Below are 24,484 nucleotides of genomic sequence, written 5' to 3'. Positions count from 1 at the left end.
CGCCATAATTCAGACCTCACTCCACGGCAAACGCTTTGTCCAGCCGGCTATAGCCCAGGCCGTTAATCTTCTTCACTTTGATCTGCACCGGAATGCGGTCTTTCATCGCCTCCACGTGGCTGATCACCCCGATAATCTTACCGCTGGCGTTAAGGGCATCCAGGGCGTCCAAGGCCGTGTCCAGCGTTTCGCTGTCGAGGGTGCCGAAGCCTTCATCAAGAAACAGGGAGTCAATCCGCGTCTTATGGCTCACCAGGTCTGACAGCGCCAGGGCCAGCGCCAGGCTGACGAGGAAACTTTCGCCGCCGGAGAGGGTGCGGGTGTCGCGCACGGCGTCGGCCTGCCAGGTATCGACAACCTCCAGCTCCAGCGCCTCGCTGGCCTTGCGCTGTAGCAGATAGCGGCCATGCAGGCGGTTGAGCTGCTGGTTTGCCAGCCAGACCAGATTATCCAGCGTCAGCCCCTGGGCGAATTTGCGGAACCGGTCGCCGGTGCTGGAGCCGATCAGCGAATTGAGATAGCCCCAGTCGTCCGCCAGCTGCGCCGCCTCTGCAATCTGTTGCCCCAGCGCCTGCTGCTGTTGACGGCTCTCTGCGTCCTGCCTGAGCTGCTGGCGGATCTCACCCTGGCGGGTAGTGTTATCCCGCAGCCGCTGGGCCAGGGCGTGCAGCTGGGTTTGCAGTGTGGGGACGTCAGCGTCCACCCCTTGCGGACGCAGCGCCAGGAGCGCCTCATGTTGCCGGGTCGCCTGCTCGCAGAGCGCAGCCGCCTGCTGAAGCTGCTGCTCCAGCGTCTGTTTTAACTGCGTCAGCCGCTGGGCGGTCTCGTCATCCAGCAGCGCGGCGAGGAACGCCTCCCGATCGCTAAAGCGGCTGGCGGCCAGGGCGGAGGTGAATTGCGCCTGCGACTGGTCCAGACGCGCCTTTTCCTGGGTTTCCTGCTGCTGCTGGGCGACAAGCTGGCTGTGCAGCGACAGGCATTCCTCGTGGATTTCGCGCCAGTTGTCCGGGATGGCCGACTCAGCTTCAATCTCTGTCTCGTCGCTGGTCGGCAGCGTCTCCAGCAGTGGCCGCAGAGCAGCGATTTGCTGCTGAATGGCATCATGTTGGGTCTGTTGCGCCTGCCACTGGGCAAATTCGCTTTCGCGAGCGTGCAGCCAGGCGGCTTCTGTCCCTTCTGCCGGCAGGCTCAGGGCCAGGGCCTGCAGGGCGCTCTCCAGTCCCTGGCGCGTGGCCGCCAGCAGCTGCTCGGCCTGGCGCTCCAGCGCCTGCTGATCGTTAAGCTGACTCTGCAACATCAGGCGCTGGCTGAGCTGATAGAGCTGCTGCTCGTAGCGCTCCTGCTCCTGCATCCAGTCGTTTATCTCTTGCGCAATATCCCGCGTGATGTGCAGAGAGGCGCAGGTCTCCTGCCACGCTTTAGTAAGCGCTTGCTCTTCCTCTGCGAGCCGCCCGGCCGCTTCGGTGTCACGCTGAAGCTGTTGCGTCAGGGCCTTGACCTGCCCGAGGATCAGCAGGCCTTCTTCTTTCAGCGCGGCGACCTCCTTTTCCAGCGCATCGCGGCGGCGCTGATTATCCGTGAGCGTCAACGAGGCGTATTGTTCAATCGCCGGGTGTTCACAGGCGCCGCACAGCGGACAGGGCTTACCCGCCTCGAGCCGGTCGCGGTAGCTTTCCAGGTCTTTAATCGTTTCTTCCCGCTGGCAGAGCGCCTTCAGGTCGAGATAGTGCTGGTTTTTGTCTTTATATTGTTCCCGGCGCAGCGTCAGGGTGGCGTTAAGTTTTACCTGCTCCGCCTGCGCCTGCTGGACGCTCTCGGCGTTCTGGCGCAGACGCTTGCGCAGCAGCTGATGCTGCTCATGCAGGGAGATCAGGCGCTGGCGCAGCGGCCGCGATTGGGTTTGCTGTTCTATCGCTGCGGCAACGTCATCCGCGCTCAGGGTGAGAGGGCTGGCTGGCAGCGTGGCCAGCTTCTGGCGTAGCGCGGCCAGGCGGGTGCTCTGAGCCGTTAGCTGTTGTTTATCCCGCGTCAGTTGCGAGAATTGCGCCCGCCAGCCGGCGATCTCCTGACCCCATAAGCGGAAACGCTCATGGGCGGCCAGCCACTGCGCCAGATCGGCCAGTTCAGCCTGACGCTGCTGCTGAGCGCGCAAGGCGCCCTGGCGGATGCGCGCGCGCAGCGCCGTGCTGGCAAGTAAGCGAGCATTTACTTCACTGATCCGCTGCCGGGTTTGCGCCAGGCCTGCCGTCTGCTCCTGCTGGCGCTCCCACAGGGGACGCAGTTGGGCGGCGGGCTGGGCCAGCTCAAGCTTCGCCAGCGCCGGGGCGGCGTCCGCCAGCGCCTGGCTGGCCTGCTGCTGCCGGGTGGCGGCCTGCTGCTGTTGCTGCGCCAGCTCGTCGCGGCGGGTCAGCCACTGGAGCTGCTGCTGCTGGCTCTGCTGCTGGGCCAGCAGGGCTTTTTCTTCGTCAGTAAGTACCTGCAAACTTTCCTGCAGCGCCTGCTGCTGGGCCTCCGTCAACAGGACGATGCCCGCCGCCTGGGCTTCGAACTTCTCCAGCGCATGGCGAGCGGCTTTGTGCTGTTCGTAGACCATGGCTGAAATCTGGCCGTAGATTTCCGTGCCGGTCAGCTCCTCCAGCAGCTCCGCGCGATCGCTCGGCTTCGCGTTCAGGAAGGCGGCAAATTGCCCCTGGGAAAGCAGCATCGAGCGGGTGAAGCGGCCATAGTCGAGGCCGGTAAGCGTCGCGGTTTGCTCCAGCTTGTCCGAGACTTTATCGGCGAGAATTTTGCCGTCAGCGCAGCGCGCCAGCTCGACGCGGGGCGCCTGCAGATTGCCATCCGGCTGGTTACGGGCCCGGTTCTGGCTCCAAAAAGCGCGGTAGGCGATGCCTTTTACTTCAAACTCGACCTCCGCCAGACACTCGGCGGTATCGCGGGTCATCAGGTCGTTTTGCGACTGGGAGACCTTGTTCAGGCGCGGCGTCTCATGATAGAGCGCCAGGCAAATGGCATCGAGCAGCGTGGTTTTCCCGGCCCCGGTGGCGCCGGTAATGGCGAACAGGCCATTGCTGGCGAACGGCTCGGCGGTAAAGTCTATCTTCCATTCCCCTTTCAGGGAGTTGAGGTTTTTCAGACGCAGACTGAGGATTTTCATGCGTTTTCGTCCTCCGCGGTGAGCGTATGCACCGTATGGGCGAACAGCTCATGCAGCCGGGCGCGCTTCATCTCGTCAATTTCGGTCAGCGCCAGCCGGCGCTCGAATACCTCCTCCACCTTCAGTTCACTGAGCGTCTCCCGCTGGGCGTTGAGCAGTATTTTCTCGCGCTGCTCGCGGCTGCGGCGCACCAGCAGCACTTCCACCGGCAGATCCTCCGTCAGCGCCTGAATATGCCGCTGAATATCGTGCAGATAGTCCTCGGTGGTGATTTCGATATCCAGCCACACCGGCGGGTCCTGCTCGACGCCGCGCCACTGCTCCAGCTGGGCGGTGATGGCGGCCAGATCGCCTTTGATTACCGCCAGAGGCTGGGTCACGGGCACCTCCAGGGTTTCCACGGCGCTAAGTCGCCCCTCGCTAAAGCTCACCAGATGCACCGATTTCGCTTTGCCGGTTTCATCGAAGCTCAGCGGCAGCGGCGAGCCGCTGTAGCGGATATGCTCGCAGCCGCCGACCATCTGCGCCCGGTGAATATGGCCCAGCGCAATGTAGTCGGCAGGGGGGAAGTGTTGCGCCGGAAAGGCATCCAGTGTGCCGATGTAAATGTCGCGGACGGCATCGCTTTTGCTGGCGCCGACGGTGGTCAGATGGCCGCTGGCAATGATGGGCAGCGGCCGATCGCCGCGCAGCGCGCAGGCCTGCTGATACTGCTCCTGATAATAGTCGCTGATGGCGTGCAGCAGCAGCTGCTGTTTTTCCCGACCGGAGTGACCGGCCTGGCTGGTCACCAGCTCGCGCGGGCGTAAAAACGGCACCGGACAGAAGATGGCGCCCGGCGTGCCGTCGCGCAGCGGCAGCTCAATCGGCGCGTAGCCGGCGTTCGCCACCACGGTGGTGTGTAAAAAGGCGAGGATATCGCGGGATTCATTGAGCATCGCCACCGAGTCGTGGTTGCCCGCCAGCACCACCAGGCGACAGCCGGTCTGCTGCAACTGGACGACGAAACGGTTATACAGTTCGCGGGCGTAGCTCGGCGGCGAGCCGGTATCAAAAATATCGCCAGCCACGATAATGGCGTCGACTTCATGCTCCTGCGCGCGGTCCAGTAGCCAGGTAAGAAAAGCGTCGTGTTCGGCCGCGCGGCTTTTGCTGTAAAAATTCTGGCCCAGGTGCCAGTCGGAGGTGTGAAGGAGGCGCATAAATCTTCCCTAGCGAAAAAAGCATGGGCGGCAGTATACCACTTGTTAGTGAGGGGTAAGTCCGCGTCGTGCTTCAAAATACCCGATCATCAGACGGTCATTTTTTTCATAAATCTGTCACAAAAGTGACGCATAATGACGCCGCACTTCTATACTGATGGCTAAAAAACACAGGGTAAATAATGGCGAGAAGAATTCTGGTCGTTGAAGATGAAGCTCCAATCCGCGAAATGGTCTGCTTTGTTCTGGAGCAAAATGGCTTTCAGCCTGTCGAAGCGGAAGATTATGACAGCGCGGTGAATCAACTCAATGAACCCTGGCCTGATTTGATTCTCCTGGACTGGATGCTGCCGGGCGGTTCGGGGCTGCAGTTTATTAAACTGCTCAAGCGCGAGGCGATGACGCGGGATATTCCGGTAGTGATGCTGACCGCGCGTGGAGAAGAAGAGGATCGCGTTCGCGGCCTGGAGACCGGCGCGGATGACTACATCACCAAGCCTTTCTCTCCGAAAGAGCTGGTGGCGCGAATCAAAGCGGTGATGCGCCGTATTTCACCGATGGCGGTGGAAGAGGTGATCGAAATGCAGGGGCTGAGCCTCGACCCTTCATCGCACCGGGTAATGACCGGCGACAGTCCGCTGGATATGGGACCGACGGAATTTAAATTATTGCACTTCTTTATGACCCATCCGGAGCGGGTGTACAGCCGCGAACAGCTGCTGAACCACGTCTGGGGGACCAACGTTTATGTGGAAGACCGCACGGTGGACGTCCATATTCGCCGCCTGCGCAAAGCGCTGGAACACAGTGGCCATGATCGTATGGTGCAAACGGTTCGCGGCACGGGGTATCGTTTCTCCGCCCGTTTCTGAATTTTGACAGGAGTGTGACCCGTGCTGGAACGGCTGTCATGGAAAAGGCTGGCGCTGGAGCTCTTTTTAGCGTGTATTCCGGCCCTGATTCTGGGGGCGTTTGTGGGTCATCTGCCGTGGTTTTTACTGGCGGCAGTGACCGGTTTGCTGATCTGGCATTTCTGGAATTTGATGCGCCTGTCGTGGTGGCTGTGGGTGGACCGGAGCATGACTCCTCCGCCTGGCCGCGGCAGTTGGGAGCCGCTGCTGTATGGTCTGCACCAGATGCAGATGCGTAATAAAAAGCGTCGGCGCGAGCTGGGAAGCCTGATTAAACGCTTTCGCAGCGGGGCGGAATCGCTGCCGGATGCGGTCGTCCTGACCACGGAAGAGGGGGCTATTTTCTGGTGTAATGGCCTGGCGCAGCAGATTCTAAACCTGCGCTGGCCGGACGACAGTGGCCAAAACATTCTTAACCTTCTGCGCTATCCTGAGTTCGCCAACTATCTGAAACAGCGCGATTTTTCAAAGCCGCTCAATCTGGTGCTGAATAACGCCCGTCATCTGGAAATTCGCGTGATGCCCTACAGCGACAAGCAGTGGCTGATGGTGGCGCGCGACGTGACGCAGATGCATCAGCTGGAAGGGGCGCGGCGGAACTTTTTCGCCAACGTCAGCCATGAGTTGCGCACCCCACTGACGGTGCTGCAGGGCTATCTGGAGATGATGCAGGAGCAGGTGCTGGAGGGGGCGACCCGAGAAAAAGCCCTGCACACCATGCGGGAGCAAACTCAACGTATGGAAGGCCTGGTGAAGCAGCTGCTGACGCTGTCGCGTATTGAAGCCGCGCCGGCGCTGGCGATGAATGATCGCATCGACGTGCCGATGATGCTGCGGGTGGTGGAGCGCGAGGCGCAAACTCTCAGCCAGGAGAAACAGACGCTGATCTTCACCGTCGATGAGCAGCTCAAGGTGCTGGGTAATGAGGAGCAGCTGCGCAGCGCCATCTCCAACCTGGTCTATAACGCGGTGAACCACACCCCGCCGGGGACCGAAATTCGCGTCAGCTGGCAGCGAACCCCGCAGGGAGCGCTGTTCAGCGTCGAGGATAACGGGCCAGGCATTGCGCCGGAGCATATTCCCCGTCTGACCGAGCGTTTTTATCGGGTGGATAAAGCCCGTTCCCGGCAAACGGGGGGCAGTGGCCTGGGACTGGCGATCGTCAAACACGCGGTTAACCATCATGACAGCCGGCTGGAAATCGACAGCACGGTGGGCAAGGGAACCCGCTTTAGCTTCCTGCTCCCGGAACGATTAATTGCCAAAAATGACGCCTGATCGACGCGCTGTCAGTTTATCTTGCCAATGACCAGCTTCAGCTGGTCATTTTCATTGGCAGTCGTTTTTTCTCGCCTATTTAATGAGCGTGCGCTGCTTTTTTGTTCGCATGATAAGCCACGGGTTTTCTATCAATATGGTAAATGATTCTGGTGTGAAAGACATAACCAGCATAATCATCTGCTTTTGCGATCGTGCCTTGCTTTAAAACGTTATAAGCGTTTAAATTGCGCCTGCGCAGTCGATGACAGACTGCTTTTGCGTGGTAATACCAAAAACAATTCTTTCCCACGCCGCTTCGGGAGCATATCTCGCTGAGTTTACCGGCAATGGCCGCTGTATCGTCCCTGAGAGGGGAGCGCGGTATTTTTCCATTTTTTTTACAACACCACATCCACAGGCAGTAATGAATTTATGACCCATCAGTTAAAATCTCGCGACATCATAGCGTTGGGCTTTATGACCTTCGCGTTGTTCGTTGGCGCAGGCAACATTATTTTCCCTCCGATGGTTGGCTTACAGGCGGGCGAGCACGTCTGGACGGCGGCGATCGGCTTCCTGATCACTGCGGTGGGTCTGCCGGTGCTGACGGTGGTGGCGCTGGCGAAAGTCGGCGGCGGCGTTGAAAGCCTGAGCACCCCGATTGGTAAAGTGGCCGGTATCCTGCTGGCGGTGGTGTGCTATCTCGCGGTAGGACCGCTGTTCGCGACGCCGCGTACCGCGACCGTCTCCTTTGAGGTCGGTATTGCGCCGCTGACCGGCGACGGCCCGCTGCCGCTGCTGATCTACAGCGTTATTTACTTCGCGCTGGTGATTCTGGTCTCCCTCTATCCGGGCAAACTGCTGGACACCGTGGGCAATTTCCTTGCGCCGCTGAAAATTATCGCCCTGATTGTGCTGGCGGTCGCCGCCATCATCTGGCCAGCGGGCCCGATCAGCGACGCGCTGGAAGCGTATCGTACGGCGCCATTCTCCAATGGCTTCGTCAACGGCTACCTGACCATGGATACCCTCGGCGCGATGGTGTTCGGCATCGTGATTGTTAATGCCGCTCGCTCACGCGGCGTTAGCGAAGCGCGTCTGTTGACCCGCTATACCGTCTGGGCTGGCCTGATGGCGGGCGTCGGCCTGACCCTGCTGTATCTGGCGCTGTTCCGTCTGGGCTCTGACAGCGCTACTCTCGTGGATCAGTCCGCCAACGGCGCGGCGATCCTCCATGCCTACGTGCAGCACACCTTCGGCGGGGCGGGCAGTTTCCTGCTGGCGGCGCTGATCTTCATCGCTTGCCTGGTGACGGCGGTGGGCCTGACCTGCGCCTGCGCTGAGTTCTTTGCCCAGTATCTGCCGTTCTCCTATCGCACGCTGGTCTTTGTTCTCGGCCTGTTCTCCATGGCGGTCTCCAATTTGGGCCTTAGCCATCTGATCCAGGTATCGATTCCGGTGCTGACCGCTATCTATCCGCCGTGTATCGCACTGGTTGTATTAAGCTTTACCCGCAGTTGGTGGCATAATTCGTCCCGCGTTATCGCGCCGGCCATGTTTATCAGCCTGATGTTTGGTATCATTGACGGGATTAAGTCATCGGCATTTGCCGCGATTCTGCCGGACTGGACCGCGCGTCTGCCGCTGGCGGAGCAGGGCCTGGCCTGGCTGATGCCCACCGCCGTGATGACCATTCTCGCGGTGATCTGGGATCGCGCAGCCGGACGTCAGGTGACTTCCAGCGCGCATTAACCGGCGGTGAGGACAAGCGTTTAACCACGGGACTTCGGGTTCCGTGGTTTTTTATTTTTTGTGTTAAACGGCATTGAAAAACCACGATGGAAAGTAGTAACAAGCTTAAGCGCGGGCTAAGCACCCGGCACATTCGCTTTATGGCCCTGGGTTCCGCCATCGGCACCGGGCTTTTTTACGGCTCGGCCGACGCCATTAAAATGGCCGGACCCAGCGTACTGTTGGCCTACATTATCGGCGGCGTCGCGGCATATATCATTATGCGGGCGCTCGGTGAGATGTCGGTGCATAACCCTGCCGCCAGCTCATTCTCCCGCTATGCCCAGGAAAACCTCGGCGGACTAGCGGGCTATATCACCGGCTGGACCTACTGCTTTGAAATCCTGATCGTCGCCATCGCCGACGTTACCGCCTTCGGCATCTACATGGGCGTCTGGTTCCCGACGGTGCCGCACTGGATCTGGGTGCTCAGCGTGGTGCTGATCATCTGCGCCGTCAACCTGATGAGCGTCAAGGTGTTTGGCGAGCTGGAGTTCTGGTTCTCGTTCTTCAAAGTGGCCACCATTATCATCATGATCCTCGCCGGGTTCGGCATCATTATCTGGGGGATCGGCAACGGCGGCCAGCCGACGGGGATTCATAACCTGTGGAGCAACGGCGGCTTCTTCAGCAACGGCTGGCTGGGAATGGTGATGTCGCTGCAGATGGTGATGTTCGCTTACGGCGGCATCGAAATCATCGGCATTACCGCCGGTGAGGCGAAGGACCCGGAGAAATCCATTCCGCGCGCCATCAACTCGGTGCCGATGCGCATTCTGGTGTTCTACGTCGGCACGCTGTTCGTCATTATGTCCATCTACCCGTGGAATCAGGTGGGAACCGACGGCAGCCCCTTCGTCCTGACCTTCCAGCATCTGGGCATTACCTTCGCGGCCAGTATTCTTAACTTCGTGGTCCTGACGGCTTCGCTGTCGGCGATTAACTCCGACGTGTTCGGCGTGGGCCGTATGCTGCACGGCATGGCTGAGCAGGGCAGCGCGCCGAAGGTATTCGCTAAAACGTCGCGTCGCGGTATTCCGTGGGTGACGGTGATGGTGATGACCATTGCGCTGCTGTTTGCGGTATACCTAAATTACATCATGCCGGAGAACGTTTTCCTGGTGATCGCCTCCCTGGCCACCTTCGCCACGGTGTGGGTGTGGATTATGATCCTGCTGTCACAGATAGCCTTCCGCCGCCGTCTGTCGCCCGAAGAGGTTAAGGCGCTGAAATTCAAAGTCCCTGGCGGGGTGGTGACCACGGTGATCGGCCTGCTGTTCCTGGCCTTTATTATCGCCCTTATCGGCTATCATCCGGACACCCGCATCTCGCTGTACGTCGGTATGGCGTGGATTGCGCTGTTGCTGCTCGGCTGGGTCTTTAAGACCCGCCGTGAGCGCCGCCTGGCGCAGGCTCAGTAATCGACATCGCCCCGGTCAGCATCGCGCGGCCGGGGCGGCTTGCGGTCCCGCGTCCTCCCCCGTTATCCTCCCCCAAAAAGTTCTGAGATGATGAGTTCTGCGCCCGGCGGCTATGGCAAGGTGTGCCCATTCTGCACAATGAGGATTCACGATGTTGAAGGCATGGCACCTTCCGGTTGCACCCTTTATCAAGGTGCAACCGGACCGACTGTTTATTACTCTGTGGTTAAGCGGTGAGTCGCTGCCGCAGCGGATCACGCTGCGCGCGGAAGAGGATAACGAAGAGCTGTCGCTGCCGATGCAGCGGCTCCGCCAGGCGCCACAGCCAGGCGTGGTGGCATGGCGCGGCGAAATCTCTCTCGCCAGCGGCCAGCCGCGCCGCCGCTACAGCTTTAAGCTGCTGTGGGCCGACCATCAGCGCTGGTTTACGCCACAAGGCTTCACCCGATTCTCGCCGGCCCGACTGGAGCAGTTCGCCATTGACCTGCCTGACGCCGGCCCGCAGTGGGTGGCCGATCAGGTGTTCTATCAAATTTTCCCCGATCGCTTTGCCCGCAGCGCCGCGCGTGACGCCGACCAGGATGCGGTCTATTACCATCACGCGGCGGGACGGGAGATTGTGCGCAAGGCGTGGGACGACCCGCTTACCGGCGAGGCGGGCGGGTCGACGTTCTACGGCGGGGATCTCGACGGCATCAGCGAAAAACTTCCCTACCTGAAGCAGCTCGGCGTAACCGCTCTGTATCTGAACCCGGTTTTCGCCGCCCCCAGCGTGCATAAATACGATACCGAGGATTATCGGCGCGTCGATCCGCAGTTTGGCGGCGACGCGGCGCTGCTCCGGCTGCGCCACAACACCCAGCGGGCGGGAATGCGCATGATCCTCGACGGCGTGTTCAACCATACCGGCGATTCCCATCCCTGGTTCGACCGTCACCAGCAGGGCAGCGGCGGCGCCGGCCACGATCTGGACTCCCCGTGGCGCGACTGGTTTACCTTCTCAGAGGAGGGGCAGGCGCACAACTGGCTGGGTTATGCCAGTCTGCCGAAGCTCGACTATCGGTCGACCAGCCTGGTCAACGAGATCTATGCCGGTGAAGACAGTATCGTACGCCACTGGCTGAAGGCGCCATGGAGCATGGACGGCTGGCGTCTGGACGTGGTGCATATGCTGGGCGAAGGCGGCGGGGCGCGGAATAACCTGCAGCATATCGCCGGCATTACCCAGGCAGCGAAGCAAGCGCAGCCGGAAGCTTTTGTCTTTGGCGAACATTTTGGCGACGCGCGCCAGTGGCTGCAGGCGGATGCCGAAGACGCGGCGATGAACTATCGCGGCTTCACCTTCCCGATCTGGGGATTCCTCGCCAATACCGATATTTCTTACGATCCGCAGAAAATAGACGCCCAGACCTGTATGGCGTGGATGGATAATTATCGCGCCGGGCTGTCGCATCAGCAGCAGCTGCGGATGTTCAACCAGCTCGACAGCCATGATACGGCGCGTTTTAAATCTCTTCTTGGCAAAGACGTAGCGCGCCTGCCGCTGGCGGTGGTGTGGCTGTTCAGCTGGCCGGGGGTACCGTGCATCTACTATGGCGACGAGGTGGGCGTGGATGGCAATAACGATCCGTTCTGCCGCAAACCGTTCCCGTGGGATCCGGCGCTGCAGGATACCCAGCTGCTGGCGCTGTATCAGCGGATGGCGAAACTGCGTAAGGCCCACCAGGCGCTGCGCTATGGCGGCTGTCAGGTGATTTACGCCGAGGATAACGTGGTGGTGTTTGTCCGCGTCTACAAACAGCAGCGGGTGCTGGTGGCGATTAACCGCGGGGAAGCCTGCGAGGTGGTTATTGAAGATTCCCCGCTGCTGAACGTGGCCGGGTGGACGCTGCAGGAGGGCGCCGGCGCCTTCCAGGACGGGGTGCTGACCCTCCCGGCCATCTCCGCCAACGTCTGGTCCGGCCGTTAATGGTAGAGCTGGCTCAGCAGGTCGCCGCGGAGGAGCACCTCCCGCCACCAGCGCTGAGCCAGCCCATCATTCCCGCTGCGCCAGGCCATATAGGTAATATCCTTTTCCCGCCAGCAGGCGACGCTTTTCTCCACCAGACTGCCTTTTACCAGCCACGGGCGAGCGATATGGCGCGGCAGAAAGCCGCAGCCCAGCCCGGCGCACAATAGTTCGACTTTACTGGCGAAATCATCGACGCCGATTTGCGGCTGCTCGTCGAGGAGATTGCTGTTGAGCGGATGGCAATAGCGGGCGCTGTCGCGGATCACGATGGCCCGATGCTGGCTGAGCTGTTTATTGGCCAGTGGCTCCTTCGCCTGAGCCAGCGGGTGATGGGGGGCGACGACGAAGATGTTATCCAACGCGCCGAGGGTTTGCCATGACCACTCCGCGGAGGTGGGCGGCTCATTGATGGCGCCGAGGATAATATCCGCCCCATGATGGGTCAGCTCTTCCCACGAACCGGCGAGGGTGTGATGGCTGAAGTTCAGTCGCGTCTGTGGGTTTTGCGCGTAAAACTCGGCGATCAGCGGCAGCAGGGCCGAAAAGGGAAATGAGGCGTCAAGGGCGATGGCTAGCTCTCGCTCCCAGCCCGCGCTCAGCTGCTGGGCCTGCTTTTCCAGATCTCTGGCGGCACTTAAAAGCTGTCGCCCCTTCTCCAGCATCAGCCGCCCGGTATCGGTAAATTTTGCCCGATGGCCGGAACGATCCAACAGCACGATGTTCAGATCGCTCTCCAGCTTCTGGATCATATAGCTCAGAGCGGCGGGGGTTTTATACAGCGACTCCGCGGCGGTGGCGAAGGATCCGTGGCGGTCAAGGGCATCAAGGATCATCAAAACATCAAAGTTTACGCGCATATGAAGCTATCCATTAATTTGTTTTCTCTGTTGTACCTAAGCGCAATAATCAAAGCCAGTGAATAAATCAGAACAGTTTGGCGTAAAAATTTGATTAAAACAGGCGTGAATAAATCCTGGTCGCGGCAAAAAATATAAACCATAAAAAATCCTTAATAACTTGTTAGAAATAACTGGCTATACTCACCATGCTTTATCAGTCAGGATCCACACGACGCATTAATCATCATGTCATCTTTTTAACTAATTGATTAAGAAGGTATTTAATGTCTATTCGTGAACTGCTCGATCCCACTAATTCCGCGCTTATCTTTATTGACCATCAGCCGCAAATGTCCTTTGGCGTGGCGAATATCGATCGCCAGACCCTGAAAAATAACACCGTGGCGCTGGCGAAAGCGGGCAAAATTTTTAATGTACCGGTGATTTATACCTCCGTAGAGACCAAAAGCTTTAGCGGCTATATCTGGCCGGAATTATTGGCCGTGCATCCTGACGTCAAGCCGATTGAACGTACCTCCATGAACTCCTGGGAAGACGATGCGTTTGTGGCAGCGGTGAAAGCGACCGGCCGTAAAAAGCTGGTGATCTCCGCTCTGTGGACCGAAGTCTGCCTGACTTTCCCGGCGTTGATGGCGCTGGAGGCGGGCTACGAGGTCTATGTGGTGACGGATACCTCCGGCGGCACCTCTGTCGACGCCCATGAGCGGTCTATTGACCGGATGGTGCAGGCGGGGGCGGTGCCGGTGACCTGGCAGCAGGTGCTGCTGGAGTACCAGCGCGACTGGTCGCGCAAAGCGACCTACGATGCGGTAATGGACCTGGTGCGCGAACACAGCGGCGCCTACGGGATGGGCGTGGATTACGCTTATACCATGGTGCATGGCGCGCCGGAGCGTAAAGCGTAAATCACTCCATCCTTCAGGCTGCTGCGTTGTTGGCTGCGTTTGTCCGTCCCCAGCTACTGAATTTATTCAAGTTCACGGGGACGTGCCCGCCTGCCGCTTCAACGCAGCATGAAGGATGTTGTGTCAGATCATTTATGGAGAGTGGCAGGAGAAAACCGGCCATTTCCCTGAAGCAAGGAACTCGTCATGGCGCAGCAAAAATCGGTGACCCTGGTTATCAGCCATCTGCTCGATCCGCAACACAGCCAGCGCTACGAAGAGTGGCTCGGTAAAATTATGCCCATTGCGGCAGAATTTCCCGGCCATCTTGGGGCGAATGTGATCCGGCCTGCCGCAGGGCAGAATCTGTGGAGCGTCATAATCCGCTTCGATACCCTGGAGCACCTCTACGCCTGGACGCAGTCGGAAACCCGTCGGCAACTGGTGGCTGAGATTGCGCCGCTGCTGACGGAAGGCGATCGGACTGAGGTGCGGACTGAACCGGCCTTCTGGTTTACCCCGCCGACGGTGAACGTACGCCAGCCGCGGCGCTGGAAACAGTTTCTGATCACCCTGCTGGTGATTTTCCCCAGCACCAACCTGGTGCCTGCGGTGACCGGCATGCTGCTGCCGTCGCTTAAGGGGAGCCTGCTGCTGCACCTCATCAATGATGCCTGCGTGGTTGCGCTGGTGGTCTGGTTCTGGATGCCCATCGTGACCCGCCTGTTTGCTGGCTGGTTGAAGAAAAACTGAGTCAGCCTCCTCAAGGAGTGCGTTATGTCGCAAACTGCCACACTGATTCTGACCCACGGTCAGATTCATACCCTCGATCGTGCGAATCCCCTGGCGGAAGCCGTGGCCATCGCCGACGGAAAAATTGTTGCCACCGGAAGTCACGATCGGATCATGAGCTTTGCCGCCGAGGGGACGCAAATCGTCGATCTCAAAGGGCATACGGTGATCCCGGGCCTCAACGATTCTCACCTGCACCTGATTCGCGGTGGGTTGAACTACAACCTTGAGCTCCGCTGGGAGGGCGTTCCCTCGCTGGCGGATGCCCTGCGAATGCTGAAGGATCAGGCGGATCGCACGCCGTCCCCGCAGTGGGTGCGGGTGGTCGGCGGCTGGAGCGAATTTCAGTTCGCCGAGCGGCGGATGCCGACCCTGGAAGAGCTGAACGAGGCGGCGCCTGATACGCCGGTGTTTGTGCTCCATCTCTACGATCGCGCGCTGTTGAACCGTGCGGCGCTGAAAGCCGTGGGATATACCAAAGAGACGCCGGATCCGGCGGGCGGCGAGATCGTCCGCGATAGCCACGGCAACCCGACCGGGATGCTGATCGCCAAACCGAACGCCATGATCCTTTACGCTACGCTGGCCAAGGGGCCGAAGCTGCCGCTGGATCTGCAGGTGAACTCCACCCGTCAATTTATGCGCGAGCTGAACCGACTGGGGCTGACCAGCGCCATCGACGCCGGAGGCGGCTTCCAGAACTATCCGGAAGATTACGAAATTATCGAACAGCTGCACGCGAAAGATCAGATGACCGTGCGCATCGCCTACAACCTGTTTACCCAGCGGCCGAAGCAGGAGCTGGAGGATTTTGAACGCTGGACCGACATGCTGAAGCCGGGGCAGGGGACTGACTTCTATCGCGCCAACGGCGCCGGCGAGATGCTGGTATTTTCGGCGGCGGATTTTGAAGATTTCCTGCAGCCGCGGCCGGATCTGCCGCAAGGCATGGAGGATGAGCTGGAGCGGGTGGTACGCCATCTGGTGGAGCATCGCTGGCCGTTCCGCCTGCATGCCACCTACGATGAGTCCATCAGCCGGATGCTGGACGTGTTTGAGAAGGTGAACCGCGATATCCCGTTTAATGGCCTGCACTGGTTCTTCGATCATGCCGAGACCATTATCGAGCGTAACATTGAGCGGGTGAAGGCGCTGGGGGGCGGTATTGCGGTGCAGCATCGGATGGCCTTCCAGGGCGAATATTTTGTCGATCGCTACGGCAAAGAGGCGGTGAAACATACCCCGCCGGTAGCAAAGATGCTGGCGCTGGACGTGCCGGTGGGGCTGGGCACCGATGCGACCCGCGTCGCCAGCTATAACCCGTGGACCGCGCTGTACTGGCTGGTCTCCGGGCGCACCGTTGGCGGGATGGCGATGTATGACGACGCCAACCGCCTGCCGCGCGATGTCGCGCTGGAGCTGTGGACGGCGGGCAGCGCCTGGTTCTCCAGCGAGCAGGGCAAGAAAGGCCGTCTGGCCGCCGGTCAGCTTGCCGATCTGGTGGTGCTGTCGAAAGACTACTTCAGCGTCGCGGAAGAGGAGATCAAAGGCATTGAGTCGGTGCTGACGGTGGTTGACGGCAAAGTGGTCTATGCCGCCGGTCACTTCTCGCCGCTGGCGCCGCCGCCTATTCCGGTGCTGCCGGAGTGGTCGCCGGTGGTGAAGGTCCCGGGCCATTACCGTTCCGCTCCGCCGGCGACGGCTAAAATCGGCGCCATGGTGCAGATGCACCAGTGCTGCGGTAGCTGTGGCGTCCACGGCCATCAGCATGATATTGCGCGTAAGTCGTCGATTCCGGTCTCTGACGAGCAGGCCTTCTGGGGCGTGCTGGGCTGTTCCTGCTTTGCCTTTTGATACCTGACGCCACCGCCCCGGCAGCGTCGGGGCGGTGGTTTCAGCCGCAGGCCCGGCGTCAATAGCGCTGCTCTGAGCCAAAGAGCGCCATGCGGCGGGCAATCATCTCGCGTACCGGCTGCAGTCCCTGGGCGATGACTTTCCGCGGATCGTTCACATCGTGCCCGGTGTCGGCGGCGAAAATTGCTTTCACCTGTTGGCACCAGGCGTACATATTTTCGGTATTAACGTTAATCTTGGCGGTGCCGCAGGCAATCGCCCGGCGCATATCCTCATCGGCAATTCCGGTGCCGCCATGCAGCACCAGCGGAACCTTCACCTGCTCGGCAATGGCTTTCATCTCGGTAAATCCCAGTCGGGCTTTACCTTTATACAGACCATGGGTGGAGCCCAGCGCGGCGGCGAGGCAATCCACCTGGGTTTCTGTCACCAGGGTGTAGCACTCCTGAGGATCGGCGTAGATGACTTCGGAATTGACAATGCCGTCTTCACTGCCGGCGATGGTCCCCAGTTCGGCCTCCACAGAGATACCTTTGCTGTGGGCCAGCGTCACCAGGTGGCGAGTAATGGCCAGGTTTTCCCTGAACGGCAGATGCGAGCCATCAAACATAATGGAACTGAAGCCGGCGGCGATCGCCGCTTCGCAGGCCTCCCGGGAGGTGCCATGATCCAGATGCAGCGCCACCGGAACATCAATATGCAAATACTCCATGGCGTTAACCACAATGTCATGAATACATTTTAACCCGAGCATATGCTTAACCGTGCCGCCGGACACCCCCAAAATAACCGGTGAGCGGCACTGCTGGGCGGTGCTTAATACGGCGCCGACCCATTCCAGATTATTAATGTTGAACTGACCGACGGCGTAGCCGTCCCGCAGGGCATGCTGAAGCATGTCCTTCATCGACACTAACATATTCACCTCTTGATATTTATTAAATGCAGTTATTCTTCAAAATATTGCGTTAAGTTTCTCTCGTAGCTATTTAACGAGTGGTGGACGACCGCCAGGTCCGGCATCGATTCCCGAACCCCTTTTTTCTCAATAGAAATGGCGGCGGTCAGGCTGGCAAATAAAATAATGTTATCGATATGCCATGAGTAATGGACGCCATAGGTGAAGGCGCCGTGAAATACATCCCCGGCGCCGGTGGTATCAACGGCATTGCACAGCCAGGACGGGACGATCTGCAGCATACCGCTTTTTAAAAAAGCGCAGCCTTTTTCGCCAAGGGTAATAAATGCTTCACCGCGGCAAATTTTATTCAACTCAATCAGGGCCGCTTTAATTTCTGCTTCGGTGCTCAGCGAGCGATAGCTCATATAATCGCGGGCGAAATGTTCGCTCACTACAAAATAGTCAGTCCAGGCCGCCAGTTTAATATTGCTGGCGCGCAGTGACCCGCCGTCCATCACGACCCTGGCGTTGGGCAGTTTCTTAATTAAATATTCACTGATTTCCGCCTCATGGCCGTCAATTAAAATGGTGACCGGCTCCTCGCTGGCAATCAGTCGCTCGGCGAGGTCGTCCAGTTTGAGCTTTTGCTCGTAGGTCAGGGAAGGCGGCGTTTGCATCTTGCGGGTAATAATCGTCCGCGAACCCGTTAAGCGATTGACCAGCACCGAGGCCAGCGGGGTGATCATGTCATCGGAGAAAACCACCTGGCTGGTATCCACCCCCGCCTCGGCAAACTCATCGATAATGCGCTGACCGTAAAGGTCCTGCTGCAGATGACCAATGTAATAAACCTCCTCGCCCCATAATCCCAGCAGCCAGGCCGCATTGGCCGCCGGACCGCCGCCGCTTTCAATAAAATCATGACAAAAGTTTTTGGTATTCTCCTGGGGCCATTCATTGAGAAAGAAAAACTGATCGAAACAAGCAAATCCAATGGACAAAATAGCCATAACCACTCCTGATTATTTGTCAGCGGCGGAAAGCGTGGCCCTCCCGCCGGGAAAAATGACCTCGCTTATTCATTTTTCTGCTTCGCCGTAAGCTCCTCATAGCTGAGCGTGTTGCCCACCACCTGGACGTGACGGAAGCAGAAAGGCGCCAGCAGCGCGACGAGCAGCGCCAGACAAATCAGATAGATAGTGATCTGACCAAACTGGGTGAACGCATTCCCGATAATGATGCCCCATACCGCGAAGTCGAAATCGGCGAAGGTGCTGTTTTCAAACCCGAGGTTGCCGAGCGCCGGCAGCAGCATCGCCGGCAGGAAGGCGAGGAAGATCCCGCCGATAAAGGAGGCGATGATACATCCGCGCTTACCGCCCAGTTTGTCGGCGAAGACGCCGGACGTGCCGCCGCAGAAGAAGTGCGGCACCATGCCGGGAATAATCAGCGCCATGCCCAGCCCGCCGAGCAAGAGCATCCCGACCAGCCCGCCCACAAAGGAGCTGATGAATCCCACTACCACCGCGGTGGGGCTAAAGGTGAAGAACACCGCGCAGTCAACGGCCGGGATGGAGTCCGGGATCAGCTTCTGGCTGATGCCCTGGAACGCCGGCACCAGATCGCCGAGGATCAGCCGCACGCCGTTATAGACAATGGCTACGCCAACGGCGAACTGCAGACCGGTCAGCACCGAGAAGATCAGCATGTTTTGGTCGGTGATGGTGCTCAGGTACGCCGACCCGGCGACAGCGCTGCAGACAAAGTAGATAACAAACATCACGATACCGGTGGTGACCGTGGTATCGCGCAGAAAGCCCCACTTTTCTGAAATTTCGGTATCGGCGAAGGAATTTGCCGGATTGCCGGTCCGGCTGGCGATCCATGCCGAGAGGTAGTAGCCGAGAGAGCCGAAATGGCCCATGGCGATCCCGCCGTCTTCGGTTACCTGCCTGGTGTAACGCTGACCGATGGCCGGGGAGATGGCCGACCATGAGCCCAACAGGAATCCACCGATCAGGATCAACATCCAGCCCTGGAACTCCGCCGCCTGCAGAACGGCGGAGAACAGGCAGGCGAGAAAGAACGAATGATGGCCGGTCAGAAAGATATATTTATACTTGGTACAACGGGCGATAATCAGGTTGAAAATAAAGCCTAACAGCAAAATACTCATGGTTTCCACGCCCAGCATTTTCTGGGCGACGGAGACAATGGCTTCATTGTTCGGAATAACGCCGCGGATATTAAATCCGGCCTCGATAATACCGCCCAGCGGATTGAGATTGGCAACGATAACGCCTGCCCCAGCGCTCAACATCAAATAGCCTAAAATCGGCTTTAATGTGCCGGTAAGCAGTTTATTGCCAGGGGAGCGCAGCGCCACTAAACCAACGAAGGCGATAAGCCCCATTAAAAAGGCGGGTTGACTGAATATTTCCGTTAAGAAACTAAGAATAGCCTGCATGGTCGTTCCCTCTATGCTGATTAAGAGTGAGTCGCAGCAATTTTCATCAGCGCATCGGTAATATCCTCGGCGATCTTCGCTTTATGGACGTAGCTGCGAATGATGGCGACATGACAGTGGGCCGGAAATTGATTTGCCAGTTCTTTGATCGTTACGTAAAGGTCGGCTTTTTCCCCGACGGCGTTAGCAAAATCGACCGAGGCGACGTCCGCTTTGATGCCTAATTCGTCACAGATCTTTTTCACATTATTCGCAGCCATCAATGAGCTGCCAATACCGTTACCACAAACCGTTCTGATAACTAACATAATGACTACTCCATTTGTTTTTGAATGAAATGTAAGACTGAATTAACGTCATTTTCCTGCTGAAGAAAGGTCACAATATCTGACTCGATCAGCGAGGCTATCAGTTGGATCATTTTGATATGACTGTCAGCATCGGCGCCGGCGATCGCGATGACCACGGAAACCGGATCGAACTCATCGTGGCCGAAGGAGATTGGCGTGGCGGTGGTGACAAGTGAGAACCCGGTCTGTAATGCCCCTTTTTCCGGCCGGGCATGCGGCATGGCAATCCCGTCATCTATCACGATGGCGGCGCCAAAATCTTCATATACCGTCAGCATCTCGTTGACATATTCGGCGCTGCAAATCTGGCGCCTGGCAAGTAATGAACCCGCCAGTTCGATGGCCTCTTCCGCACGGGAAATATTCTGCTTAAGGGCGATTAACGACGGGTCAAAAATAATTTCCATCCTCAGCTCCTGAACGTATTCCTGTTCCTGAGTTAAATCATGACCAAATACATTGATGAAAATGATGGATGAGATCACATCCGCGGTTTTAAATATTGATGGGGATCACATCGACGGCAAAGTACCGGCAGAAAAAGATATAAATAATTTATAAGTTTTTCAGGCTGTTATGAAGGCTTTGTATTTTGACGCTGAAATTTGGCAGAGAAAAAGTGAGAGGTAGGGCGAATTTTTTCGCCAGAAGTGTATCGCTGGTCACAAATATCGGCGGGTCATTTTCTTAAATTTTGACGCCGCTAACAAAAAAGGCCCGCCTGAGCGAGCCTTTTATTAAAACGCGTGCCGATTACAGGCTGGAAACGTTTTCGGTCAGGTATTTTGCAACGCCTTCCGGAGAGGCGGCCATACCTTCTTTTCCTTTTTCCCACTGCGCCGGGCAGACTTCGCCGTGCTCTTCGTGGAACTGCAGGGCGTCAACCATACGCAGCATTTCGTCGATGTTACGGCCCAGCGGCAGGTCGTTAACCACCTGGTGGCGTACCACGCCGTTAGCGTCGATCAGGAAAGAGCCGCGCAGTGCTACGCCTTCGTCCGGATGCTCGATACCGTAAGCTTTCTGGATTTCACGTTTGATGTCAGCAACCATCGCGTATTTAACCGGGCCGATACCGCCCTGGTCTACCGGGGTGTTACGCCATGCGTTGTGCACGAACTCGGAGTCGAAGGAAACGCCAACCACTTCCACGCCGCGTTTCTGGAATTCTTCGTAACGTTTGTCGAACGCGATCAGCTCAGACGGGCACACGAAGGTGAAGTCCATCGGCCAGAAGAACAGAACGGTAGGTTTACCGTTGGTGTGCTGTTTGAAATTGAATTTCTCAACGATCTCACCATTACCCAGCACAGCGGCTGCAGTAAAATCCGGCGCTTGACGAGTGACCAGAACCATTTGATTCTCCTGTAATTACTAAGGTTATTTGGAACGCAACGCGGGCAAGTATAGAGCCTGCCCGGCAATAACACAAAGAGGCGCTAACAATCGTTCAGCCAGCTTTTACCTATCAATGACGTGGCTATTACAGCTGTTTGTTTTCTGCCTGGCGCATCATCTGCGGATAAAAGCGCCAGAACTGCGTCTCCAGACGGTCGTAATGGGTATCCAGATCCTGCCAGGAGTCGCGTAGCGCCTCGAGACGTGGACGGCGGCTGGCCATGCCGTTCAGCACGCGCTGAATAAAATCCATTTCCCGATAGCGCTCCAGCCAGCGCTCCGACCACAGATATTGATTGAGATTGACGAAGCGGGGCGGCGAGTCGGGCAGGATGGGGACGATCTGCCGCTCGGCGTAGCGTACGAACTCGTCCAGCGGCAGGTCAGGGGAGAGCTGCGCCCAGTGCTGGGACAGGAAATGATCCCACATAACGTCGAGGGTGATGGGGGCGACGCGGCGGGTCTGCGGGCGAAACCACTCCCGCGCCTCTTTGACTTCCGCCAGGTTGTCAGTCATCACGTCAATCCGCCGATGCATATAGATGCCGTCGATGATCTCCGCCGGATAGTCGCCCTGCGGGTTGCCGCGCACGAAGTCGGCCATCAGGTTGCCGGGCAGCGAACTGTCGGCGAGATGGGCCAGGTGCAGGTGGGCGAGAAAATTCATAAAACGACATCCTTTAAATACGAGCGGGCAGGTGGAAACACCGATGTTGCGCTGAACGCCGCCTCGGTGGCCGAATGGCATGCTGTCTGGCCGCGCGCGGCACCTTTGCCACCGGTAAGGCATTCGGTTGCCGCATGGCGGCATTCGGAATGATTTGGAATATAGATTATGTCATTCATCCGGAGGGGTAAAGGTTGCAGCCAGACCGCCCCGGCACTAGACTACCCGCCTCTTTATTCAGTCTGAGTTACCGTCATGCGCGTTACCGATTTTGCTTTTGAACTACCCGAATCTCTGATCGCCCACTATCCGATGCCTGAGCGCAGTAGCTGTCGCTTGCTCTCCCTGGACGGGCCGACGGGCGCGCTGACGCATGGCACCTTCACCGACATCCTCGATAAGCTCAATCCCGGCGATCTGCTGGTGTTTAACAACACCCGGGTGATCCCGGCGCGTCTGTTCGGCCGCAAGGCCAGCGGCGGCAAGATTGAAGTGCTGGTGGAGCGGATGCTGGATGATAAGCGCATCCTGGCCCATATTCGCGCCTCAAAAGCGCCGAAGCCGGGCGCCGAGCTGCTGCTGGGCGATGACGAGAGCATTAAGGCCACGATGCTGGCGCGTCATGGCGCGCTGTTTGAAGTGGAGTTTAACGACGAGCGCCCGGTGCTGGAGATCCTTAACGGGATCGGCCATATGCCGCTGCCGCCCTATATTGACCGCCCGGACGAAGACGCCGACCGCGAGCTCTATCAAACCGTCTATGGCACCAGGCCGGGCGCGGTAGCCGCCCCGACCGCCGGTTTGCATTTCGACGAACCGCTGCTGGACAAACTGCGCGCCAAAGGCGTTGAGATGGCGTTTGTCACCCTGCATGTGGGCGCGGGCACCTTCCAGCCGGTGCGCGTCGACAGCATTGAAGAGCACACCATGCACTCCGAATATGCCGAAGTGCCGCAGGAGGTGGTCGATGCGGTGCTGGCGGCGAAAGCGCGCGGCAACCGCGTGATCGCGGTGGGCACCACCTCGGTACGTTCGCTGGAGAGCGCGGCGCAGGCGGCGAAAGACGCGCTGATCGCGCCGTTCTTCGACGATACGCAGATTTTCATCTACCCGGGTTATCAGTACCAGGTGATCGATGCGCTGGTGACTAACTTCCATCTCCCTGAATCCACACTGATTATGCTGGTGTCGGCGTTTGCGGGTTATCAGCACACCATGAACGCCTATAAGGTGGCGGTTGAGCAGAAATATCGCTTTTTTAGCTACGGGGATGCGATGTTTATCACGTACAATCCGCAGGCTATTTCTGAGCGTCCCTGAAAAGGCCGGTACGCCGGCTTGTAGACGCCATAACGCATTTTTTAGCTACGGAATCATTCCGTGGCGAGTATGAAAACGTCGGACTGTTTTTCTGACGCAGGAGCAAGCATGAAATTTGAACTGGATACCACCGACGGTCGCGCCCGCCGCGGTCGCCTGGTGTTTGAGCGCGGCGTGGTGGAAACACCGGCCTTTATGCCCGTTGGCACCTACGGCACCGTCAAAGGGATGACGCCGGAAGAGGTGGAAGCCACCGGCGCGCAGATTATTCTCGGCAACACCTTCCACCTGTGGCTGCGCCCGGGTCAGGAGATCATGAAGCTGCACGGCGATCTGCACGATTTTATGCAGTGGAAAGGACCGATCCTGACCGACTCCGGCGGTTTCCAGGTGTTCAGCCTTGGCGATATCCGTAAGATCACCGAGCAGGGCGTCCACTTCCGCAATCCGATCAACGGCGATCCGATTTTCCTCGATCCGGAAAAATCGATGGAGATTCAGTACGATCTCGGCTCTGACATCGTGATGATCTTCGACGAATGTACGCCGTACCCGGCGGACTGGGATTACGCCAAGCGCTCAATGGAGATGTCTCTGCGCTGGGCGAAGCGCAGCCGCGACCGTTTCGATAGCCTTGGCAATAAAAATGCGCTGTTCGGCATTATTCAGGGTAGCGTTTACGAAGATTTACGCGATATCTCGGTGAAAGGTCTGGTAGAGATTGGCTTTGATGGCTACGCTGTCGGCGGTTTGGCGGTTGGTGAGCCGAAGGAAGACATGCACCGTATTCTGGAGCACGTCTGCCCGCAGATCCCGGCCGATAAACCACGATACCTGATGGGCGTCGGGAAGCCGGAAGATCTGGTGGAAGGGGTACGTCGCGGTATCGATATGTTCGACTGCGTCATGCCGACGCGCAACGCGCGTAACGGCCACCTGTTCGTCACCGACGGCGTGGTGAAAATCCGCAACGCGAAGCACAAAAGCGATACCGCGCCGCTGGACGCCGAGTGTGATTGCTATACATGTCGCAATTATTCACGCGCTTACTTGCATCACCTCGACCGTTGCAACGAAATATTGGGCGCGCGTCTCAATACCATTCATAACCTGCGCTACTATCAGCGTTTAATGGCTGGTTTACGCAAGGCTATCGAAGAGGGTAAATTAGAGAGCTTCGTGACCGATTTTTACCAACGTCAGGGGCGCACCGTGCCTCCTTTGAACGTTGATTAATTTTA

The 24,484-nt window shown here is 58.2% G+C and carries 21 protein-coding genes and 1 pseudogene; 12 read left to right on the top strand and 10 right to left on the bottom strand.

Annotation, left to right across the window (positions count from 1 at the left end; all coding sequences use genetic code 11):
* Window positions 1-16 precede the first annotated feature (16 nt).
* Both sbcC and sbcD read right to left on the bottom strand, forming a co-directional pair.
* Complete coding sequence (gene sbcC / locus AB1E37_RS19935) at window positions 17-3,154, bottom strand: exonuclease subunit SbcC (protein ID WP_032447367.1); 3,138 nt, start codon at window positions 3,152-3,154, stop codon at window positions 17-19.
* Entirely contained in the window at window positions 3,151-4,356 is a 1,206-nt protein-coding gene (sbcD, locus tag AB1E37_RS19930; RefSeq protein WP_023284724.1) for an exonuclease subunit SbcD, read from the bottom strand. Before sbcD ends, sbcC begins: the two co-directional genes overlap by 4 nt.
* A 182-nt stretch (window positions 4,357-4,538) precedes the next feature.
* Here sbcD and phoB point away from each other — a divergent pair, with 182 nt between their 5' ends.
* The 5 genes from phoB to malZ all read left to right on the top strand — a co-directional run bounded on the left by phoB (window position 4,539) and on the right by malZ (window position 11,708).
* The gene (gene phoB / locus AB1E37_RS19925) at window positions 4,539-5,228 is read left to right on the top strand and encodes a phosphate response regulator transcription factor PhoB (RefSeq protein ID WP_002890343.1); all 690 of its coding nucleotides are present in this window, start codon (window positions 4,539-4,541) and stop codon (window positions 5,226-5,228) included.
* A gap of 21 nt (window positions 5,229-5,249) precedes the next feature.
* Complete coding sequence (gene phoR, locus AB1E37_RS19920) at window positions 5,250-6,545, top strand: phosphate regulon sensor histidine kinase PhoR (RefSeq protein ID WP_002890344.1); 1,296 nt, start codon at window positions 5,250-5,252, stop codon at window positions 6,543-6,545.
* A gap of 414 nt (window positions 6,546-6,959) precedes the next feature.
* Window positions 6,960-8,279 carry a branched-chain amino acid transporter carrier protein BrnQ gene (brnQ, locus tag AB1E37_RS19915; protein ID WP_004144627.1) on the top strand — a complete coding sequence of 440 codons (1,320 nt, stop codon included), beginning with the start codon at window positions 6,960-6,962 and terminating at the stop codon, window positions 8,277-8,279.
* An 86-nt stretch (window positions 8,280-8,365) separates the two neighbouring features.
* The gene (proY, locus tag AB1E37_RS19910; RefSeq protein WP_002890348.1) at window positions 8,366-9,739 is read left to right on the top strand and encodes a proline-specific permease ProY; all 1,374 of its coding nucleotides are present in this window, start codon (window positions 8,366-8,368) and stop codon (window positions 9,737-9,739) included.
* 151 nt (window positions 9,740-9,890) lie between these two features.
* On the top strand, window positions 9,891-11,708 hold the full coding sequence (gene malZ / locus AB1E37_RS19905; protein ID WP_032447368.1) for a maltodextrin glucosidase: 1,818 nt from the start codon (window positions 9,891-9,893) through the stop codon (window positions 11,706-11,708).
* On the opposite strand, the gene AB1E37_RS19900 is transcribed toward malZ, so the two are convergent.
* Window positions 11,705-12,607: a LysR substrate-binding domain-containing protein gene (locus tag AB1E37_RS19900; protein WP_032447369.1), complete on the bottom strand. Its 903-nt coding sequence runs from the start codon at window positions 12,605-12,607 to the stop codon at window positions 11,705-11,707. The genes malZ and AB1E37_RS19900 overlap by 4 nt on opposite strands.
* Before the next feature lie 266 nt (window positions 12,608-12,873).
* Here AB1E37_RS19900 and AB1E37_RS19895 point away from each other — a divergent pair, with 266 nt between their 5' ends.
* The 3 genes from AB1E37_RS19895 to AB1E37_RS19885 all read left to right on the top strand — a co-directional run bounded on the left by AB1E37_RS19895 (window position 12,874) and on the right by AB1E37_RS19885 (window position 16,140).
* Window positions 12,874-13,515 (top strand): hydrolase, encoded by a 642-nt coding sequence (locus AB1E37_RS19895; protein WP_002890357.1) that lies wholly within the window; start codon window positions 12,874-12,876, stop codon window positions 13,513-13,515.
* A 186-nt stretch (window positions 13,516-13,701) separates the two neighbouring features.
* Window positions 13,702-14,247: an antibiotic biosynthesis monooxygenase gene (locus tag AB1E37_RS19890; RefSeq protein ID WP_002890365.1), complete on the top strand. Its 546-nt coding sequence runs from the start codon at window positions 13,702-13,704 to the stop codon at window positions 14,245-14,247.
* Window positions 14,248-14,271: 24 nt separating this feature from the next.
* Window positions 14,272-16,140 (top strand): amidohydrolase, encoded by a 1,869-nt coding sequence (locus AB1E37_RS19885; protein ID WP_029883987.1) that lies wholly within the window; start codon window positions 14,272-14,274, stop codon window positions 16,138-16,140.
* Between the two features lie 58 nt (window positions 16,141-16,198).
* On the opposite strand, the gene fba is transcribed toward AB1E37_RS19885, so the two are convergent.
* The 5 genes from fba to AB1E37_RS19860 all read right to left on the bottom strand — a co-directional run bounded on the left by fba (window position 16,199) and on the right by AB1E37_RS19860 (window position 20,265).
* Window positions 16,199-17,053 (bottom strand): class II fructose-1,6-bisphosphate aldolase, encoded by an 855-nt coding sequence (gene fba, locus AB1E37_RS19880; protein WP_004218830.1) that lies wholly within the window; start codon window positions 17,051-17,053, stop codon window positions 16,199-16,201.
* 35 nt (window positions 17,054-17,088) lie between these two features.
* Window positions 17,089-18,051 (bottom strand): carbohydrate kinase family protein, encoded by a 963-nt coding sequence (locus tag AB1E37_RS19875; RefSeq protein ID WP_002890372.1) that lies wholly within the window; start codon window positions 18,049-18,051, stop codon window positions 17,089-17,091.
* 65 nt (window positions 18,052-18,116) lie between these two features.
* Window positions 18,117-19,508, bottom strand: a complete 1,392-nt coding sequence (locus AB1E37_RS19870; RefSeq protein WP_004151345.1) for a PTS ascorbate transporter subunit IIC — start codon at window positions 19,506-19,508, stop codon at window positions 18,117-18,119.
* Window positions 19,509-19,528: 20 nt separating this feature from the next.
* Window positions 19,529-19,816 carry a PTS sugar transporter subunit IIB gene (locus tag AB1E37_RS19865; RefSeq protein WP_002890376.1) on the bottom strand — a complete coding sequence of 96 codons (288 nt, stop codon included), beginning with the start codon at window positions 19,814-19,816 and terminating at the stop codon, window positions 19,529-19,531.
* A gap of 5 nt (window positions 19,817-19,821) precedes the next feature.
* Window positions 19,822-20,265 carry a PTS sugar transporter subunit IIA gene (locus AB1E37_RS19860; RefSeq protein ID WP_002890380.1) on the bottom strand — a complete coding sequence of 148 codons (444 nt, stop codon included), beginning with the start codon at window positions 20,263-20,265 and terminating at the stop codon, window positions 19,822-19,824.
* Between the two features lie 55 nt (window positions 20,266-20,320).
* On the opposite strand from AB1E37_RS19860, the pseudogene AB1E37_RS19855 reads away from it, so the two are divergent.
* Window positions 20,321-20,488, top strand: a pseudogene (locus tag AB1E37_RS19855) (hypothetical protein).
* A gap of 123 nt (window positions 20,489-20,611) precedes the next feature.
* Here AB1E37_RS19855 and AB1E37_RS19850 read toward each other — a convergent pair.
* Both AB1E37_RS19850 and acpH read right to left on the bottom strand, forming a co-directional pair.
* Window positions 20,612-21,214, bottom strand: a complete 603-nt coding sequence (locus AB1E37_RS19850) for a peroxiredoxin (RefSeq protein WP_004178733.1) — start codon at window positions 21,212-21,214, stop codon at window positions 20,612-20,614.
* Window positions 21,215-21,341: 127 nt separating this feature from the next.
* Complete coding sequence (gene acpH / locus AB1E37_RS19845) at window positions 21,342-21,923, bottom strand: ACP phosphodiesterase (protein ID WP_004222964.1); 582 nt, start codon at window positions 21,921-21,923, stop codon at window positions 21,342-21,344.
* Window positions 21,924-21,997: 74 nt separating this feature from the next.
* Between acpH and AB1E37_RS19840 the strand changes: the two genes are divergently transcribed.
* The 3 genes from AB1E37_RS19840 to tgt all read left to right on the top strand — a co-directional run bounded on the left by AB1E37_RS19840 (window position 21,998) and on the right by tgt (window position 24,479).
* Window positions 21,998-22,114, top strand: coding sequence for a hypothetical protein (locus tag AB1E37_RS19840; RefSeq protein WP_004218831.1), 117 nt, complete (start codon window positions 21,998-22,000; stop codon window positions 22,112-22,114).
* Window positions 22,115-22,178: 64 nt separating this feature from the next.
* Window positions 22,179-23,243 (top strand): tRNA preQ1(34) S-adenosylmethionine ribosyltransferase-isomerase QueA, encoded by a 1,065-nt coding sequence (queA, locus tag AB1E37_RS19835; RefSeq protein ID WP_002890390.1) that lies wholly within the window; start codon window positions 22,179-22,181, stop codon window positions 23,241-23,243.
* A gap of 108 nt (window positions 23,244-23,351) precedes the next feature.
* Complete coding sequence (gene tgt, locus AB1E37_RS19830; RefSeq protein ID WP_002890395.1) at window positions 23,352-24,479, top strand: tRNA guanosine(34) transglycosylase Tgt; 1,128 nt, start codon at window positions 23,352-23,354, stop codon at window positions 24,477-24,479.
* The last annotated feature ends 5 nt before the right edge of the window (window positions 24,480-24,484 follow it).

The organism is Klebsiella sp. Shm-1, from assembly GCF_040804525.1.
Taxonomy (GTDB): Bacteria; Pseudomonadota; Gammaproteobacteria; order Enterobacterales; family Enterobacteriaceae; genus Klebsiella; species Klebsiella pneumoniae.
This window is presented reverse-complemented; position numbering and strand designations above follow the sequence as displayed.